Consider the following 14,213-nt stretch of genomic DNA (forward strand, 5'->3'; position numbering starts at 1 on the left):
ATCGGTGCGTACGTGCCCGTCGATCCTACCGTCCGGCCCACGGACCCCCGGAGCCCCCGCTCCACCGCCCCCACTACCCTGGGGCCATGCCCCGCTTCAGTGTGATCGTTCCGGTCTACCGGGTCGAGGAGTACCTCCCCGAGTGCCTCGCCTCGGTACTCGGCCAGGACGGCCCGGACTTCGAGCTGATCGCGGTGGACGACCGCTCCCCGGACGGCTGCGGCGCCCTGCTCGACGAGGCCGCCGGCCGCGACCCCCGGGTGCGGGTGCTGCACCTGCCGGAGAACGTCGGCCTCGGCCGGGCCCGCAATGCCGGCCTGGAGGTCGCCACCGGCGACTACGTGCTCTTCCTGGACAGCGACGACACCCTGACCCCCGGTCTGCTCAAGGCGGTGGACGACCGGCTCACGGCCGGCGGCGACCCGGACGTCCTGGTCTACGACTACGCCCGCACCTACGCCGACGGCCGGATCGTCCGGGCCGCCTCGGCCAAGGTCTTCGGCGCGCCCTCCCGGGAGGTCTTCGACCTCGCCGACCGCCCCGACCTGCTCGAACTGCTCCAGGTGGTCTGGAACAAGGCCTACCGCCGCGACTTCGTCACCGCCCAGGGCCTGACCTTCCCGGCCGGCTACTACGAGGACACCCCCTGGACGTACCCGGCGCTGCTCGCCGCCCGGAGCATCACCCTGCTCGACCGGGTCGGCGTCCACTACCGCCAGCGCCAGGAGGGCGGCAACATCCTGGCCACCGCCGGCCGCAAGCACTTCGACGTCTTCGGCCAGTACGACCTGGTCTTCGCGTTCCTGGAGGGCCGCCCCGACCTGGAGCGCTGGCGCCCGGTGGTCTACGGCCGGATGCTGCACCACCTCAACACCGTGGTCTCCCGCCCGGGCCGGGTCCCGCCCGGCGACCGCCGGGAGTTCTTCCGCCGCGCCGCCGAGCACTGCGCCCGGCTGCGCCCGGCCGGCTACCGGTCGGGCGGCGGGGTGGCCGGCCTGCGCACCGAACTGCTCGGCCACGGCCGGTACACCGCCTACCAGGCGGTCCGGGCCCTGGCCCGGGCCCGGCGGATGGTCCGGCGCTGAGACACGCCTCGGCCAGGACGCGTAGTGGCCGAGCCTGACGGCCGTTCGGGGGATGCCCGGGTATAACCGGACGGTGGACTTCCTGACCCGTCTTCCGGTGATCGGCCCGCTCGTCGCACGGGTGCTGCGCAGCCGCCCGTACCGCGCCTACGAGCACTTCACCGCGCTGCGCGGCAACCGGCTGGCCGGCGCGGTCACCTTCTTCGGCTTCCTCGCGCTCTTCCCCCTGCTGACGGTCGCGCTGGCGATCGCCGCCGCGACCCTCAGCGACAGCCGGGTCGAGGACCTCCAGCACCGCATCTCCGACCAGCTGCCCGGCATCTCGGACGCGCTCAACCTGCCCTCGCTGGTGGCCAACGCCGGCGCGGTCGGCCTGGTCAGCGGGGTGCTGCTGGTGCTGTCCGGGCTCGGCTGGGTGGACACCATGCGCACCTCGATCCGGGACCTGTGGCAGCTGCCCGACGAGGAGGGCAACCCGCTGCTGCGCAAGGCCTGGGACTTCGTGGTGCTCGGCGGCCTGGGCGCGGTCTCGCTGGTCTCGCTGGGCGCCTCGGCGGCCGGCACCACGCTGGCGGGGCGGATCGCCGAGTGGGCCGGCCTGGGCGCCGGCGGCTACCTGCTCACCGCGGCCGGCCTGCTGATCGCGGTGGCCTCGGACATGCTGCTCTTCGCCTACCTGCTGGCGCCGTTCCCGCGGATCGGCCACCAGCGCCGGCGCGACGTCCTGGCGGCCGCGCTGATCGGCGCGGTCGGCTTCGAGCTGCTGAAGATCCTGCTCTCCTCCTACCTCGGCTCGGTGGCCGGGCGGAGCCTCTACGGCGCCTTCGGCGTGCCCGTGGCGCTGCTGCTCTGGATCAACTTCGTCTGCCGGCTGCTGATGTTCTGCGTGGCCTGGACCGCCACCGCCGACCCGGCGGCCGCCCGGGACCGGACCCGCGAGCGCGCCCGGGCGATGGTCGAGGCCGCCGACGAGGCCGCCGACCGGGAGTCCGCGGGGGAGCCGCCCCGGGACACGCCGCGGGCCCGGCCCCAGGACGACTGAGACCGGGCCCGCGCGCGCCGGATCACCCGCGGGCGGCCCGCCGCCGGCCGAGCAGCAGCAGGACGCCCGCGCCGCCCGCCGCCACGGCCAGCCCGACGGCGGCCCAGCCGGCCGGCCCGAGCCCGTCCTCGTCCCCGTCCGCACGCGCGGCGGGCGCGGCGGAGCCGCTCGGCGTGGGGTGCGGCGGCGGGGCGGGCGCCCCGGCCGTGCCGCCGGCCTGGCCGGTCGGCGTCGGCGCGACGGTCTCGCCCTCCTCGACCAGCTTCCCGACCGGGGTGACCTTGCCGGCCGCCGCGAACCCCCAGTCCAGCAGCGCGGCCGTCTCGTCGTACACCTTCTGATAGCTGGACGGGTGCATGACCGTCACCAGCAGGGTGCGCCCGCCGCGTTCGGCGGCGCCGACGAAGGTCGAGCCCGCGTTGGTGGTGAAACCGTTCTTCACCCCGATCAGGCCGGGGTACTTGCCGAGCAGCCGGTCGGTGTTGGCGATCCCGAAGCTGCCGCGCTGCCCGGTGTTCTTGTCGACCGCGCCCGGGAACATCGCGTCCCGGGTCGCGCAGTACATCCGGAAGTCCGGGTTGCGCAGCCCCGCCCGGGCGAACAGCGTGAGGTCGTACGCCGAGGAGACCTGGCCGTCCGAGTCGTAGCCGTCCGGCGAGACCACCCTGGTGTCCCGGGCCTGGAGCGCCTCGGCCCGCGTCTGCATCTCGGCGACGGTCGGCTGCACCCCGCCGTTCATGTGCGCGAGGACGTGCACCGCGTCGTTCCCCGAGCTCAGGAACACCCCGCGCCAGAGGTCCTCGACCTTGTACTCCAGGTCCTCCTTGATGCCGACCAGGCTGCTGCCCGCGCCGATCCCCTGGATCTCCTCGGGCGCCACCTTGTGCACCGTGTCGCGGTCGAACTTGGGCAGCACGGTGTCCGCGAACAGGATCTTCAGGGTGGACGCCGGGGCGAGGCGCAGATGCGGGTTGCTGGCCGCGAGCACCTCTCCCGACGCCGCGTCGGCCACGATCCAGGACTGTCCGGTGAGGTCCCCCGGCAGTGCGGGGGCGCCGGCCAGCGGGCTCACCTGGACCCCCGGGAGCCCCAGGCGCTCCCCGCCGACCACGGCCCGCGGGGGCGGCGGCGGGGACGGCGGCTCGAACGGGGCCGCGACGGCCGCCGGGGCGGCGATCAGGAGCGGGAGTGCCGCGACGGGCGCGGCGAGCAGACGTGCGATCTTCGAGCAAGTGGGCACCACCAGACGGTACCCAGTCCGGGCCCCCGCCGTCCGCCTCCTTGCCCGTCCGGGCCGCGGGAGGGCCCCACCGTACGCCGAACGGACGCCCCCGCATACTGGGAGGGCACGCCGTCTTCACCTCCCCGCCGCACCGAGGACCACCCCCATGAAGCTCAGCCGCCGCACCTCCTGGTTCCTGACCGCCTTCGGCGTCTGGTCCATGATCATCTGGACCACCTTCGTCAAGAACCTCTGGAAGGACTCCGGCGGCCAGGCCTTCACGAACGGCGACCACTCCCAGCCCACCGCCTTCTTCTGGGTCCACCTGCTGCTCGCCGTGACCTCCTTCGTCCTCGGCATCGCGATCGGCGCCATCGGCGTCCGCGGCCTGCGCGCCGCCCGGCGGGAAACCGCCACCGGCTGACCCGTTTTACCTGGTTGCCGGGGTGCGGGGCGCCCTGGCAGGATCCTCCTCGCTCGACCACGATCGAGTTTTCGTTCGATCGCGTTGACGACCCAGGGGGGTACTCCATGAAGCCTGCTCACCTTCGCCGGCTCGGCGGCGCCGTCGCCGTCGCGCTGACGGCCGGTCTGTTCGCGTCGCCGGCGGCGTCCGCCCACGGCAGCGGCCTGCGGGTCACCGGGACCACCGCGTCCCCGCAGCCCCGCAACCTCTCGGCGGGCACCGCCGGCGATGCCTGCGACCGGACCACCGCGCCCGGCTGGATCGGCCTGACCTCCGGCGGTCCCACCCTGTCGGCGACGGTCGCCTCGCGCACCGCCGACCCCCTCTCGGCCCGCTTCGCGGTCAAGGACCTGACCACCGGGGCGGCCGCGTTCGGTGCCACCGCCGAGGCGTTCGGCGGCACGGCCACCACCGTGGTCCCCGGCCTGGCCGACGGCCACCGCTACGCCTGGAACGCCCGCGCGCTGCAGGGCCACCGGACCTCGGCGGCCTCCCCGGACTGCCACTTCGGCGTCGACCTGGCCGCCCCCCGGGTCGCGGTCTCCTCCACGGACTTCCCGGCGTCCGGCTCCGGCCGGAGCGCGACCAAGTACGCGGGCGAGACCGGCACCTTCGTCCTCACCGCCACCGACCCCGCCCCGGCGGGCGGCACGGCCTCGGGCACCGCCTGCTTCCGCTACGCGCTCAACGGCGCCATCGGGGTGTCCAGCGGCTGCGAGGGCGGCACGCTCAAGGCCGGTCCGGACGGCACGGCGACCCTCGCCCTGCGCGTCCCGCAGTGGGGCACCAACGTCCTGTCCGTCGAGGCCGTCGACAACGCGGGCAACGTGAGCCAGCCGGCGGTGTACACCTTCTACGCCCCCTCCGACCCCAACCCGCCGCAGGCGCTCGGGGACGTCGACGCCGACGGGGTGCCGGACATCCTGCTGCCGGACGCCGCCGGGAACCTGCAGATCATCAGCGCGGCGGCCGGCGACACCACGCCGACCTCCGTGGTCATCGCGCAGGCCGCCCCCAACCGGACCTCGTGGACGGGCGTCCAGGTGGCCCACCGCGGCTGGCGCGGCCACGCCCCGATGGACGACGTGCTGACGCACGAGCCCGGGTCGTCCGCGCTGTACTTCCACTACAACGACGACTTCGGGGCCTTCTCGCAGTACCCGAGCTCGGTCGACAGGCCCTTGTCCTGCGAGGACGCCACCGGCGCGGCCACCGCCTGCCCGGCCGACTTCGCGGACGACTGGAGCAAGGCCGACCAGCTGGTGGCCCTCGGCTCGCTCAACACCAAGCTCAACCCCTCGCTGCTGACGGTCGAGAACGGCGACCTCTGGCTGTTCCCCAACCCCGGGCTGCAGTCCTTCCTCTTCACCGCCCGCAAGCTCACCACCGGCGGCTCCTGGACCGGCTACGACCTGGTCGCCCCCGGCCCCGACGCCGCCGGCAACCTCGCCCTGTGGGCCCGCGAGCGGGCCACCGGCGCGCTGCACGCGTACCCGATCCCCAAGCTGGCCGGCGGCACCTTCGACTTCTCCGCCCTCGCCGACCCCTCGGCGGGCGTGGTCGCCACCGGCTTCACCGTGGCCGCCTACCCGGTGCTCGGCAGCTCCGGTGACGGCGACGGCGACACGGTGCCCGACCTGTGGGCCGTCACCGCCGACCGGCACCTGCTGACCTACCGCGGGCTCGCGAACCCCAAGGACCTCGGCGTCCTGCGCTGAGCCCGGGCAGCCCGAAGGCCCCCGTCCGGAGCGGACGGGGGCCTTCGTCGTGCGGGGTGCTCCGGGATCAGAAGCGGCGGGTGACCAGGGCCCGCTTCACTTCCTGGATCGCCTTGGTGACCTCGATGCCACGCGGGCAGGCCTCCGAGCAGTTGAAGGTGGTCCGGCAGCGCCAGACGCCCTCACGGTCGTTCAGGATCTCCAGGCGCTGCTCCGCACCCTCGTCGCGCGAGTCGAAGATGAAGCGGTGCGCGTTGACGATCGCGGCCGGGCCGAAGTACTGGCCGTCGTTCCAGAACACCGGGCAGGACGACGTGCACGCGGCGCACAGGATGCACTTGGTGGTGTCGTCGAACCGCTCGCGGTCCTCGGCGGACTGCAGGCGCTCGCGGGTCGGCTCGTTCCCCTTGGTGATGAGGAACGGCATGACGTCCTTGTACGCCTGGAAGAACGGGTCCATGTCCACGATCAGGTCCTTGAGGACCGTCAGGCCCTTGATGGCCTCGATCGTGATCGGCTTCTCCGGGTTGACGTCCTTGATCAGGGTCTTGCACGCCAGCCGGTTGCGGCCGTTGATCCGCATGGCGTCGGAGCCGCAGATGCCGTGGGCGCAGGAGCGGCGGTAGGTGAGGGTGCCGTCCTGCTCCCACTTGATGGTGTTGAGCGCGTCCAGGACGCGCTCCTTCGGGTCCATCTCCAGCTGGTAGTCGACCCACACCGGCTCCGGGTGCTCCTCCACACTGGCGGCACAGCTGATCACTGCGCCGTCTGGATTCGCCGGTTCAACCCGGCGAAGCCTTCGAGGCCGGTAGGCCGATTCGCCAGCCGGAGATGGACTCCGAAGTGGCGTAGTCCTGGACGCCAACACCATCAGTGGGCAGGACGGCACCTTCACGTATTGCCGCCCACGGTCTGCAGCCTCGACGCCGATCATCGGTATCGGCTGGCGTGTACACTTCGGGTCGGCACCCGGAGAAGCCGATCACTGAATGCGCTCAATCAAGGGCCTGACGGTTCAAGGGACCTTGATCGTGATTACGTGGACCTGTTCTTCCAGCGCACGGGATGCACTTGGTGGTGTCGTCGAACCGCTCGCGGTCCTCGGCGGACTGCAGGCGCTCGCGGGTCGGCTCGTTCCCCTTGGTGATGAGGAACGGCATGACGTCCTTGTACGCCTGGAAGAACGGGTCCATGTCCACGATCAGGTCCTTGAGGACCGTCAGGCCCTTGATGGCCTCGATCGTGATCGGCTTCTCCGGGTTGACGTCCTTGATCAGGGTCTTGCACGCCAGCCGGTTGCGGCCGTTGATCCGCATGGCGTCGGAGCCGCAGATGCCGTGGGCGCAGGAGCGGCGGTAGGTGAGGGTGCCGTCCTGCTCCCACTTGATGGTGTTGAGCGCGTCCAGGACGCGCTCCTTCGGGTCCATCTCCAGCTGGTAGTCGACCCACACCGGCTCCGGGTGCTCCTCCGGGTTGAACCGGCGGATCCGGACGGTGACGGTGATCAGCTTGGTGCCGCCGGCCTCGACCGCGTCCAGAGCGGCCGAGTGCTTCTCCACGGTCGGAGTGCTCATCAGTACTTACGCTCCATCGGCTGGTAGCGGGTCTGCACGACCGGCTTGTAGTCAAGGCGGATGGAGGTGCTGCCGTCCTCGGCGACCTCCTGGTACGCCATGGTGTGCTGCATGAACTTCACGTCGTCACGGGTCGGGAAGTCCTCGCGGTAGTGACCGCCGCGCGACTCCTCGCGGGCGAGCGCGGAGACCGCCAGGACCTCGGCCAGGTCGAGCAGGTTGCCCAGCTCGATGGCCTCCAGCAGGTCCGTGTTGTACCGGAAGCCCTTGTCCTGGATCGAGACGTTCTTGTAGCGCTCCTTGAGCGCGGCGACGTCCTCGACGGCCTGCTTCAGGGTGGCGCCGGTGCGGTACACCATCGCGTTGGTGTCCATGGACTCCTGCAGCTCCTTGCGGATCTGCGCCACGGACTCGGTGCCGGTGGCCTCGCGCAGGCCGTCGACCAGGTTCTGGACCAGCTGCTCCGGGTTCTCCGGCAGCGGCACGAAGTCGTTGTTCTCGGCGAACCCGGCGGCGGCGAGGCCGGCGCGGCGGCCGAACACGTTGATGTCCAGCAGCGAGTTGGTGCCCAGGCGGTTGGCGCCGTGCACGGACACGCAGGCGACCTCGCCGGCCGCGTACAGGCCCGGGACGACCTCGGTGTTGTTGCGCAGCACCTCACCCTCGACGTTGGTCGGGATGCCGCCCATGGCGTAGTGCGCGGTGGGCTGGATCGGGATCGGGTCCGTGTAGGGCTCGATGCCGAGGTAGGTGCGGGCGAACTCGGTGATGTCCGGGAGCTTGGCGTCCAGCTGCTCCGGCGGCAGGTGGGTCAGGTCCAGGTAGACGTGGTCGCCGTCCGGACCGCAGCCGCGGCCCTCGCGGATCTCGGTGTAGATCGCGCGGGAGCAGACGTCACGGGACGCGAGGTCCTTCATGACGGGGGCGTAGCGCTCCATGAAGCGCTCGCCGTCCTTGTTGCGCAGGATGCCGCCCTCGCCGCGGGCGCCCTCGGTGAGCAGGATGCCCATCCGCCAGATGCCCGTCGGGTGGAACTGGAAGAACTCCATGTCCTCCAGCGGCAGGCCGCGGCGGTAGGCCACCGCCTGGCCGTCACCGGTGAGGGTGTGGGCGTTCGAGGAGACCTTGAACATCTTGCCGGTGCCGCCGGAGGCGAACACGACGGCCTTGGCCTGGAAGACGTGGATCTCGCCGGTGGCCAGCTCGTAGGCGACGACGCCAGCCGTCTTGCCCTCGTTGATGAGCAGGTCGAGGACGTAGAACTCGTTGAAGAACTCGACGCCGTGCTTGACGCAGTTCTGGAACAGCGTCTGCAGGATCATGTGGCCGGTGCGGTCGGCCGCGTAGCAGGAGCGGCGGACCGGGGCCTCGCCGTGGTTGCGGGAGTGGCCGCCGAAGCGGCGCTGGTCGATCCGGCCCTGCTCGGTGCGGGAGAAGGGCAGGCCCATCTTCTCCAGGTCGAGGACGGCGTCGATGGCCTCCTTGCACATGATCTCGGCGGCGTCCTGGTCGACCAGGTAGTCACCGCCCTTGACCGTGTCGAAGGTGTGCCACTCCCAGTTGTCCTCCTCGACGTTGGCGAGGGCGGCGCACATGCCGCCCTGGGCCGCGCCGGTGTGGGACCGGGTGGGGTAGAGCTTGGTCAGGACGGCGGTGCGGCTGCGCTGCGTCGACTCGATGGCGGCGCGCATGCCGGCGCCGCCGGCGCCGACGATGACGGTGTCGTACTGGTGAATCTGCATGGGGGGTTAACTCGCCTCTGGCCTCTGCCGATGTCCGATTAGATGTTCGGGTCGAAGGTGAAGATCACCAGGGTGCCCAGCAGCACGGTGAAGACCGTGGCGGTACCCATGAGGCCCTTCAGCCAGAGCCGGGTGGAGTCCTTCTCGGCGTAGTCGTTGATGACCTGACGCATGCCGTTGGCGCCGTGCAGCATGGCCAGCCAGAGCATGGTGAGGTCCCAGACCTGCCAGAACGGCGAGGCCCAGCGGCCGGCCACGAAGGCGAAGCCGATCTTGGAGACGCCGCCGTCGAGCACCAGCATGATCAGCAGGTGGCCGAGGATCAGCACCACCAGGACGATGCCGGACAGGCGCATGAACAGCCAGGCCAGCATCTCGAAGTTGGTGCGGGTGCGGCGGGGGGTCTTCTTGCTCCGCTGGCGGGCCGGCTCGATCACGAAGGCGTCGGCCGGGTTGCCCGTGCCGAGACCCTTGCCGGTGTGCGCCTGCGCGGAGGGGACCACCAGGGCGTCGGAGATTTCCGTGGACATGTCTCAGATCACTTCCCGAACCAGGAGGTCAGCGTGTGCTGCAGGATCGGGTAGAAGGCGCCGGCCATGAGGACGACCCAGACACCGACCACGGACCAGAGCATCTGCTTCTGGTACTTCGGACCCTTCGACCAGAAGTCGACGGCGACGACGCGCAGGCCGTTCAGGGCGTGGAACAGGATGGCGGCCACCAGGCCGTACTCCATCAGGTTCACGAGCGGCGTCTTGTACGTCTGGATGACGGTGTCGTACGCCTCGGGCGACACCCGCACCAGGGCGGTGTCCAGGACATGGGCGAACAGGAAGAAAAAGATGAGGACGCCGGTGACTCGATGAGCCACCCAGCTCCACATGCCTTCCCGGCCGCGGTACAGCGTTCCAGCCGGCACGGAAAAACCCTCCGGAAGCGATCGGGGGCTCGGCCGGCTTCGGTGTCGGTCAGCCCGGCCGGGTACGGTCCACCGGCCGCGAGCATCCTATCGACGCGTTGTCGGGAACCGCCTCCGGGGGTCCTTGGTGTGATCAATCAGGCACTTCTGGCCTAGCCGGACAGGAACCGCGGCGCGATTTGCGACGCAGAGTGACCGAATGCTCGCTCAAAGTCGCGCTACGGTGGGCGACCCCGTCCGCGCCGACACCCCCGCCGAGGCCCCCGTGCCGCATCCCGCTCCGCGCTCGTCCCGCCCCCTGCTGCTGTCCGCCGCCCTGCTGCTCGCCGCCGGCTGCGCCGCCCCCGCCGGCGGCTCGGCCGACGGGGCGCCCTCGGGCGTCCCGCCCCGCGAGCTGTCCGCCGCCGAGCTGCGGGCCGCCGCGGTGACCGACGCCGACCTCGGCCCCGGCTTCACCGTGACGGTGATCGCCCCCGGCCACGGCGAGACCGGCCCGGACGGCGGCCGGGAGGCCGCCGACAAGCCGGTCTGCCAGCCGCTGCTGGACGCGGTGGCCCCGGCCGCGGCCTCCGGCCGGGCGGGCGCGTCGGCCTCCGCCCCACCGGTCTCGGCGGTGCCGTACGCGGAGACCGATCTGAGCGTGGCCCAGGCCGCCGATCCGGCCGGCAGCCTCTACGGCGCGCTGCTCGGCTACCGGGACGACCGGGCGGCCCGGCTGCAGGCGGAGCTGGAGGGGCTGTTCGGCCCGTGCGCGGAGTTCGTCTCGACGGCGCCGCCGCCCCCGGCGGAGCGCAGCCGGGGCGTGACCCGCACCGGGCACCGGCTGAACCGCGACGACACGCCCACGCCCGAGGGAGCCGACGCGGCGACGGGTTTCACCCTGACGAATGAATCGGGCTCGGTGGTGCTCGCGCAGCGTGCCGTCCTGGCGAGGGTCGGCCCGGCCCTGGTGGTGTTCAGCACGGTGGGGGTGGGCGCCGAGCCGGCCCCCGCGCCGGACGAACGGGTCGTCCGGCGGCAGGTGGCCAAGCTGCGTGCGGCCCAGCGGGGCTGAGCGCCCCGGTTCTGCGGGCCCCTTCGGATCAGCGGGCCCCGGCCCCCGAATGGGTGGCGACCAGGTGCTCCAGACGGGTGAGGGCGATCCGGCGCAGCTCGTCGGCGGCGACCAGGCGCTCCTCGTCGGGGTCGTTGGCGAGACGGGTGCGGATCGAGCCGAGGACGGCGTCGAGCATCTCCTCGGGGTCGATGCCCTCCAGGCAGACCACGAAGACATGGCCGAACCGTGCCTCGTACGCGGCGTGCGCCGCCCGCAGCGCGGTGTGCGCCGCCTGGCTGCCGGGTGCGCGCATGCCGAGGAGCGGCTGCGGCATCCAGCTCTCGTCCGCCAGCGCCTCGGCCAGGTCGGCCGGACGCAGGTCGTACGAGGCCTCGCTGGCGGCGGCGAGCAGGGACTCTATGTCGGGGTAGGGCCGGTGCACGGTGAGCCGCAGGGCCCAGCGGTGGCTGCCGCAGCAGGCCAGCAGGGCCTCCTCCGCGGCTCCGGCGTCGGCCTCGTTGAATCGGTGCAACCCGAGGAGGGTCGGCTCGTCCCGGGGATCGAGCCTCGGTGACGGGATGTCGCTGGCCAGCGGGTCCTCCTCGTGAGGGCGGGAAGGTGCCGGTGAAGGGGGGCAGTGGAGTGGTGGGTGAAGCAGCGGTGAAGCCAGGTGAAGTACGAGGCTGCGGAATGGCGTCCAATGCCCGTCCGGCTGTGGCCCCACGGTAGTTGAGCGCTCATCAGTTGGGGAGGGCGCGCGCGGATTTCATCCGAACGAGCTATCAAGTTGTGACGTTGACACCTCGGTGTCAGCGCCCTCCCCGTCGTCGACGGCTACGGCTTCAACGGCTGCGGCGCGTCAGGAGCACTTGGTCCCGGCGGCCGGCAGCGTGCCCTCGGTGAGGTACGCGGCGTAGGCGGCGTCGATGCAGCCGTTGCCCGAGCCGAAGGCGCCGTGGCCCTCGCCGACCCGGGTCAGCAGCGTCGCGTTGGCGAAGCCCTTGGCCAGCGACTCGGCGGCGGCGTACGGGGTGGCCGGGTCGCCGGTGCTGCCGACCACCAGGATCGGCGCGGCGCCCTCGGCGCGGACGGTGTGCGGCTTCTCGGGGGTCTTGAAGGGCCAGCTGACGCAGGAGCCCTGGCTGAAGTCCTCGACGCTGACGCCCTTGGCGAGCAGCGGCGCCTCCTGCTGGAGCTTCTGCACGGCCTGCTGGGCCTGCTCGGCGGACGGGGCGGGCGAGGCGCCGTCGGCGCAGCGGATCGCGACCAGGGCCTCCGACTCGGGGGAGTAGTGGCCCTTGTCGTCCCGGCCGTTGTACATGTCGGCGAAGCCGAGCAGGCCGTCGCCCTGGCCGCCCTTCATCGCCAGCAGCAGCGACATCCGCAGGTACTGCCACATGGTCTTCTCGTCGCCGTAGAGCAGGGCGGTGACACCCGTCCAGCCCAGGTCGCTGCCGACCTTCCGGCCGTCCTTGGTGGGCAGGGGCTTGTCGCGCAGCCCGTCGAGGAAGTCGGCGGCCTTCTTGGCGGCCTTGTCGCTGCTCTTGCCGAGCGGGCACTCGTCGGCGTGGTTCTGGACGCAGTCGACGGCGAAGCGCTCGAAGGACTTCTCGAAGCCGATGATCTGGTTGAGGCTGCTGTCCAGCCCCTGCTCGGCGGGGTCGACGGCGCCGTCGAGGATCAGCCGGCCGACGGTCTTCGGGAACTCCTCGGCGTAGAGCGCGCCCAGGTAGGTGCCGTAGGAGATGCCGAGGTAGTTGAGCTTCTGGTCGCCGACGGCGGCGCGCAGCACGTCCAGGTCGCGGGCGGTGTTGCGGGTGCCGACGAAGGGCAGCAGCTTGCCGGACTTGGCCTGGCAGGCGGCGATGAAGTCGGCGGAGTGCTTGTCCGACCGGGTCTTGGCCTCGGCCGGGTCGAGCGGGCTGTCCTCGGCGTTGAGCGCGTCGCGCTGCTTGTCGTCCAGGCAGAGGACCGGGGAGCTCTCGCCGGTGCCGCGCGGGTCGAAGCCGACGACGTCGAAGCGGTTGTGCAGGGTGCCCTCGAACTGCTTGTCGCCGAACTTGACGGTCTCCACGCCGGAGGCGCCGGGGCCGCCGGGGTTGACGATCAGCGAGCCGAGCCGCTGGTCCTGCTTGGCGGCCGGGTTCTTGACCAGCGCGAGGTCGATCGCCTCGCCCGACGGGTTGGTGTAGTCGAGCGGGACGTGCAGCTTGCCGCACTTCATCAGGGAGAGGTCGATCTTCTGCTCGGCGGCCTTGGCGTCCGGCGGGCAGGCGGCCCAGGCGATCTGCTGGCCGTAGAACGGCTTGAGCGCCGGGTCGTCGGCGCCGGTGGGCTTCACCGTCGGGGTGGGCGTCGGCGTCGCGGTCGGGGCCGCGGCGGCGGTGCTCGCCGGTGCGGAAGCGGCCTCGTCCTGGGCCGGCTTCTTGTCCCCTCCGCACGCGGTCGCGAGGAGGAGACTGCCGGCCGCGAAGGCGGCCAGCAGGAGGCGCGGGCGGGTGGCCCGGTGAGTGTTCATCGCACGTATGTACCACTCGGGGGTGACGGTTCGGATGCGGACCCCCCTTCCGGCCACTGCCCGCCCGGCTCCCGACGCCTCAGAGCTCCCGGTGCACCTTGTGGTTGGCGGCCTGGGCGCGCGGGCGGACCACCAGCAGGTCGATGTTGACGTGCGAGGGCCGGGTGACGGCCCAGGCGACGGTGTCGGCGATGTCCTCGGAGGTGAGCGGTTCGGCGACGCCCGCGTACACCGCGGCGGCCTTCTGCGCGTCGCCGCGGAACCGGGTCACCGCGAAGCCCTCGGACTTCACCATGCCCGGGGCGATCTCGATCACCCGGATCGGCTCCCCGCACAGCTCCAGGCGGAGCGTCGCGGCGATGGTGTGCGCGGCGTGCTTGGCGGCCACGTAGCCGCCGCCGCCCTCGTACGCGGCCAGCGCGGCCGTCGAGGAGAGCACCAGGACGGTGCCGTCGCCGCTCGCCCGCAGGGCCGGCAGCAGCGCCTGGGTCATGTGCAGCACGCCGAGCACGTTGACCTGGTACATGGCCAGCCAGTCGGCCGGATCGCCGGCCTCGACGCTCTCCGCGCCGATCGCCCCGCCGGCGTTGTTCACCAGCACGTCCACCCGGCCGACCCCGGCCGCGAAGGCGTCCACGGCGGCCCGGTCGGTGACGTCCAGGGTGACCGCCCGTGCCGAACCGCCGCGCCGGCCGATCTCCTCGGCCAGCGCCTCGATCCGCTCGGTGCTGCGGGCGGCCAGCACCACCTGGAAGCCCTCGGCCGCCAGCCGGCGGGCGGTCGCCGCGCCGATTCCGCTGCTCGCGCCGGTGACGACGGCCACCTTCTGCTCGCTCATTGCCACTCCTGAGATATCCCGGTCGGTTCGACCGATCATCTCAAGGCCCCCGG

Annotated in this window: 12 protein-coding genes and 2 pseudogenes; 5 read left to right on the top strand and 9 right to left on the bottom strand. The window is 72.1% G+C overall.

The genetic code is table 11. From position 1 onward, the window contains the following. The first annotated feature begins 86 nt into the window (after nt 1–86). The gene (locus ACFCLZ_RS23280; protein WP_380278880.1) at nt 87–1,085 is read left to right on the top strand and encodes a glycosyltransferase family 2 protein; all 999 of its coding nucleotides are present in this window, start codon (nt 87–89) and stop codon (nt 1,083–1,085) included. 73 nt (nt 1,086–1,158) lie between these two features. Beyond that, entirely contained in the window at nt 1,159–2,127 is a 969-nt protein-coding gene (locus ACFCLZ_RS23285; protein ID WP_380278882.1) for a YihY/virulence factor BrkB family protein, read from the top strand. Between the two features lie 22 nt (nt 2,128–2,149). On the opposite strand, the gene ACFCLZ_RS23290 is transcribed toward ACFCLZ_RS23285, so the two are convergent. Then, complete coding sequence (locus tag ACFCLZ_RS23290; RefSeq protein ID WP_380278884.1) at nt 2,150–3,367, bottom strand: D-alanyl-D-alanine carboxypeptidase family protein; 1,218 nt, start codon at nt 3,365–3,367, stop codon at nt 2,150–2,152. Nucleotides 3,368–3,515: 148 nt separating this feature from the next. On the opposite strand from ACFCLZ_RS23290, the gene ACFCLZ_RS23295 reads away from it, so the two are divergent. Together ACFCLZ_RS23295 and ACFCLZ_RS23300 are read left to right on the top strand one after the other, a co-directional pair. Then, nucleotides 3,516–3,773: an SCO4848 family membrane protein gene (locus ACFCLZ_RS23295; protein ID WP_380278886.1), complete on the top strand. Its 258-nt coding sequence runs from the start codon at nt 3,516–3,518 to the stop codon at nt 3,771–3,773. 107 nt (nt 3,774–3,880) lie between these two features. Further along, complete coding sequence (locus tag ACFCLZ_RS23300; protein WP_380278888.1) at nt 3,881–5,533, top strand: hypothetical protein; 1,653 nt, start codon at nt 3,881–3,883, stop codon at nt 5,531–5,533. A 67-nt stretch (nt 5,534–5,600) separates the two neighbouring features. On the opposite strand, the pseudogene ACFCLZ_RS23305 reads toward ACFCLZ_RS23300, so the two are convergent. The 5 genes and pseudogenes from ACFCLZ_RS23305 to sdhC form a co-directional block, all read right to left on the bottom strand. Further along, a pseudogene (locus ACFCLZ_RS23305) lies at nt 5,601–6,257 on the bottom strand (succinate dehydrogenase iron-sulfur subunit); the annotation flags it as partial. A 322-nt stretch (nt 6,258–6,579) separates the two neighbouring features. Further along, nucleotides 6,580–7,107: pseudogene (locus tag ACFCLZ_RS23310) on the bottom strand (2Fe-2S iron-sulfur cluster-binding protein); the annotation flags it as partial. Then, entirely contained in the window at nt 7,107–8,849 is a 1,743-nt protein-coding gene (sdhA, locus tag ACFCLZ_RS23315; RefSeq protein ID WP_380278889.1) for a succinate dehydrogenase flavoprotein subunit, read from the bottom strand. The pseudogene ACFCLZ_RS23310 and the gene sdhA, both read right to left, overlap by 1 nt. 38 nt (nt 8,850–8,887) lie before the next feature. Further along, on the bottom strand, nt 8,888–9,379 hold the full coding sequence (locus ACFCLZ_RS23320) for a succinate dehydrogenase hydrophobic membrane anchor subunit (protein WP_030393383.1): 492 nt from the start codon (nt 9,377–9,379) through the stop codon (nt 8,888–8,890). Between the two features lie 8 nt (nt 9,380–9,387). Further along, complete coding sequence (sdhC, locus tag ACFCLZ_RS23325; protein ID WP_093861779.1) at nt 9,388–9,768, bottom strand: succinate dehydrogenase, cytochrome b556 subunit; 381 nt, start codon at nt 9,766–9,768, stop codon at nt 9,388–9,390. A gap of 199 nt (nt 9,769–9,967) precedes the next feature. On the opposite strand from sdhC, the gene ACFCLZ_RS23330 reads away from it, so the two are divergent. Continuing rightward, nucleotides 9,968–10,822: a hypothetical protein gene (locus ACFCLZ_RS23330; protein WP_380278891.1), complete on the top strand. Its 855-nt coding sequence runs from the start codon at nt 9,968–9,970 to the stop codon at nt 10,820–10,822. A gap of 28 nt (nt 10,823–10,850) precedes the next feature. On the opposite strand, the gene ACFCLZ_RS23335 is transcribed toward ACFCLZ_RS23330, so the two are convergent. The 3 genes from ACFCLZ_RS23335 to ACFCLZ_RS23345 all read right to left on the bottom strand — a co-directional run bounded on the left by ACFCLZ_RS23335 (nt 10,851) and on the right by ACFCLZ_RS23345 (nt 14,160). After that, on the bottom strand, nt 10,851–11,336 hold the full coding sequence (locus tag ACFCLZ_RS23335; RefSeq protein WP_380278893.1) for a 2-oxo-4-hydroxy-4-carboxy-5-ureidoimidazoline decarboxylase: 486 nt from the start codon (nt 11,334–11,336) through the stop codon (nt 10,851–10,853). Nucleotides 11,337–11,663: 327 nt separating this feature from the next. Next, entirely contained in the window at nt 11,664–13,322 is a 1,659-nt protein-coding gene (locus ACFCLZ_RS23340; RefSeq protein WP_380278895.1) for an alpha/beta hydrolase, read from the bottom strand. Nucleotides 13,323–13,401: 79 nt separating this feature from the next. Beyond that, nucleotides 13,402–14,160, bottom strand: a complete 759-nt coding sequence (locus ACFCLZ_RS23345; protein ID WP_380278897.1) for an SDR family oxidoreductase — start codon at nt 14,158–14,160, stop codon at nt 13,402–13,404. Nucleotides 14,161–14,213 lie beyond the last annotated feature (53 nt).

This window comes from Kitasatospora purpeofusca, assembly GCF_042691725.1.
Taxonomy (GTDB): Bacteria; Actinomycetota; Actinomycetes; order Streptomycetales; family Streptomycetaceae; genus Kitasatospora; species Kitasatospora purpeofusca_B.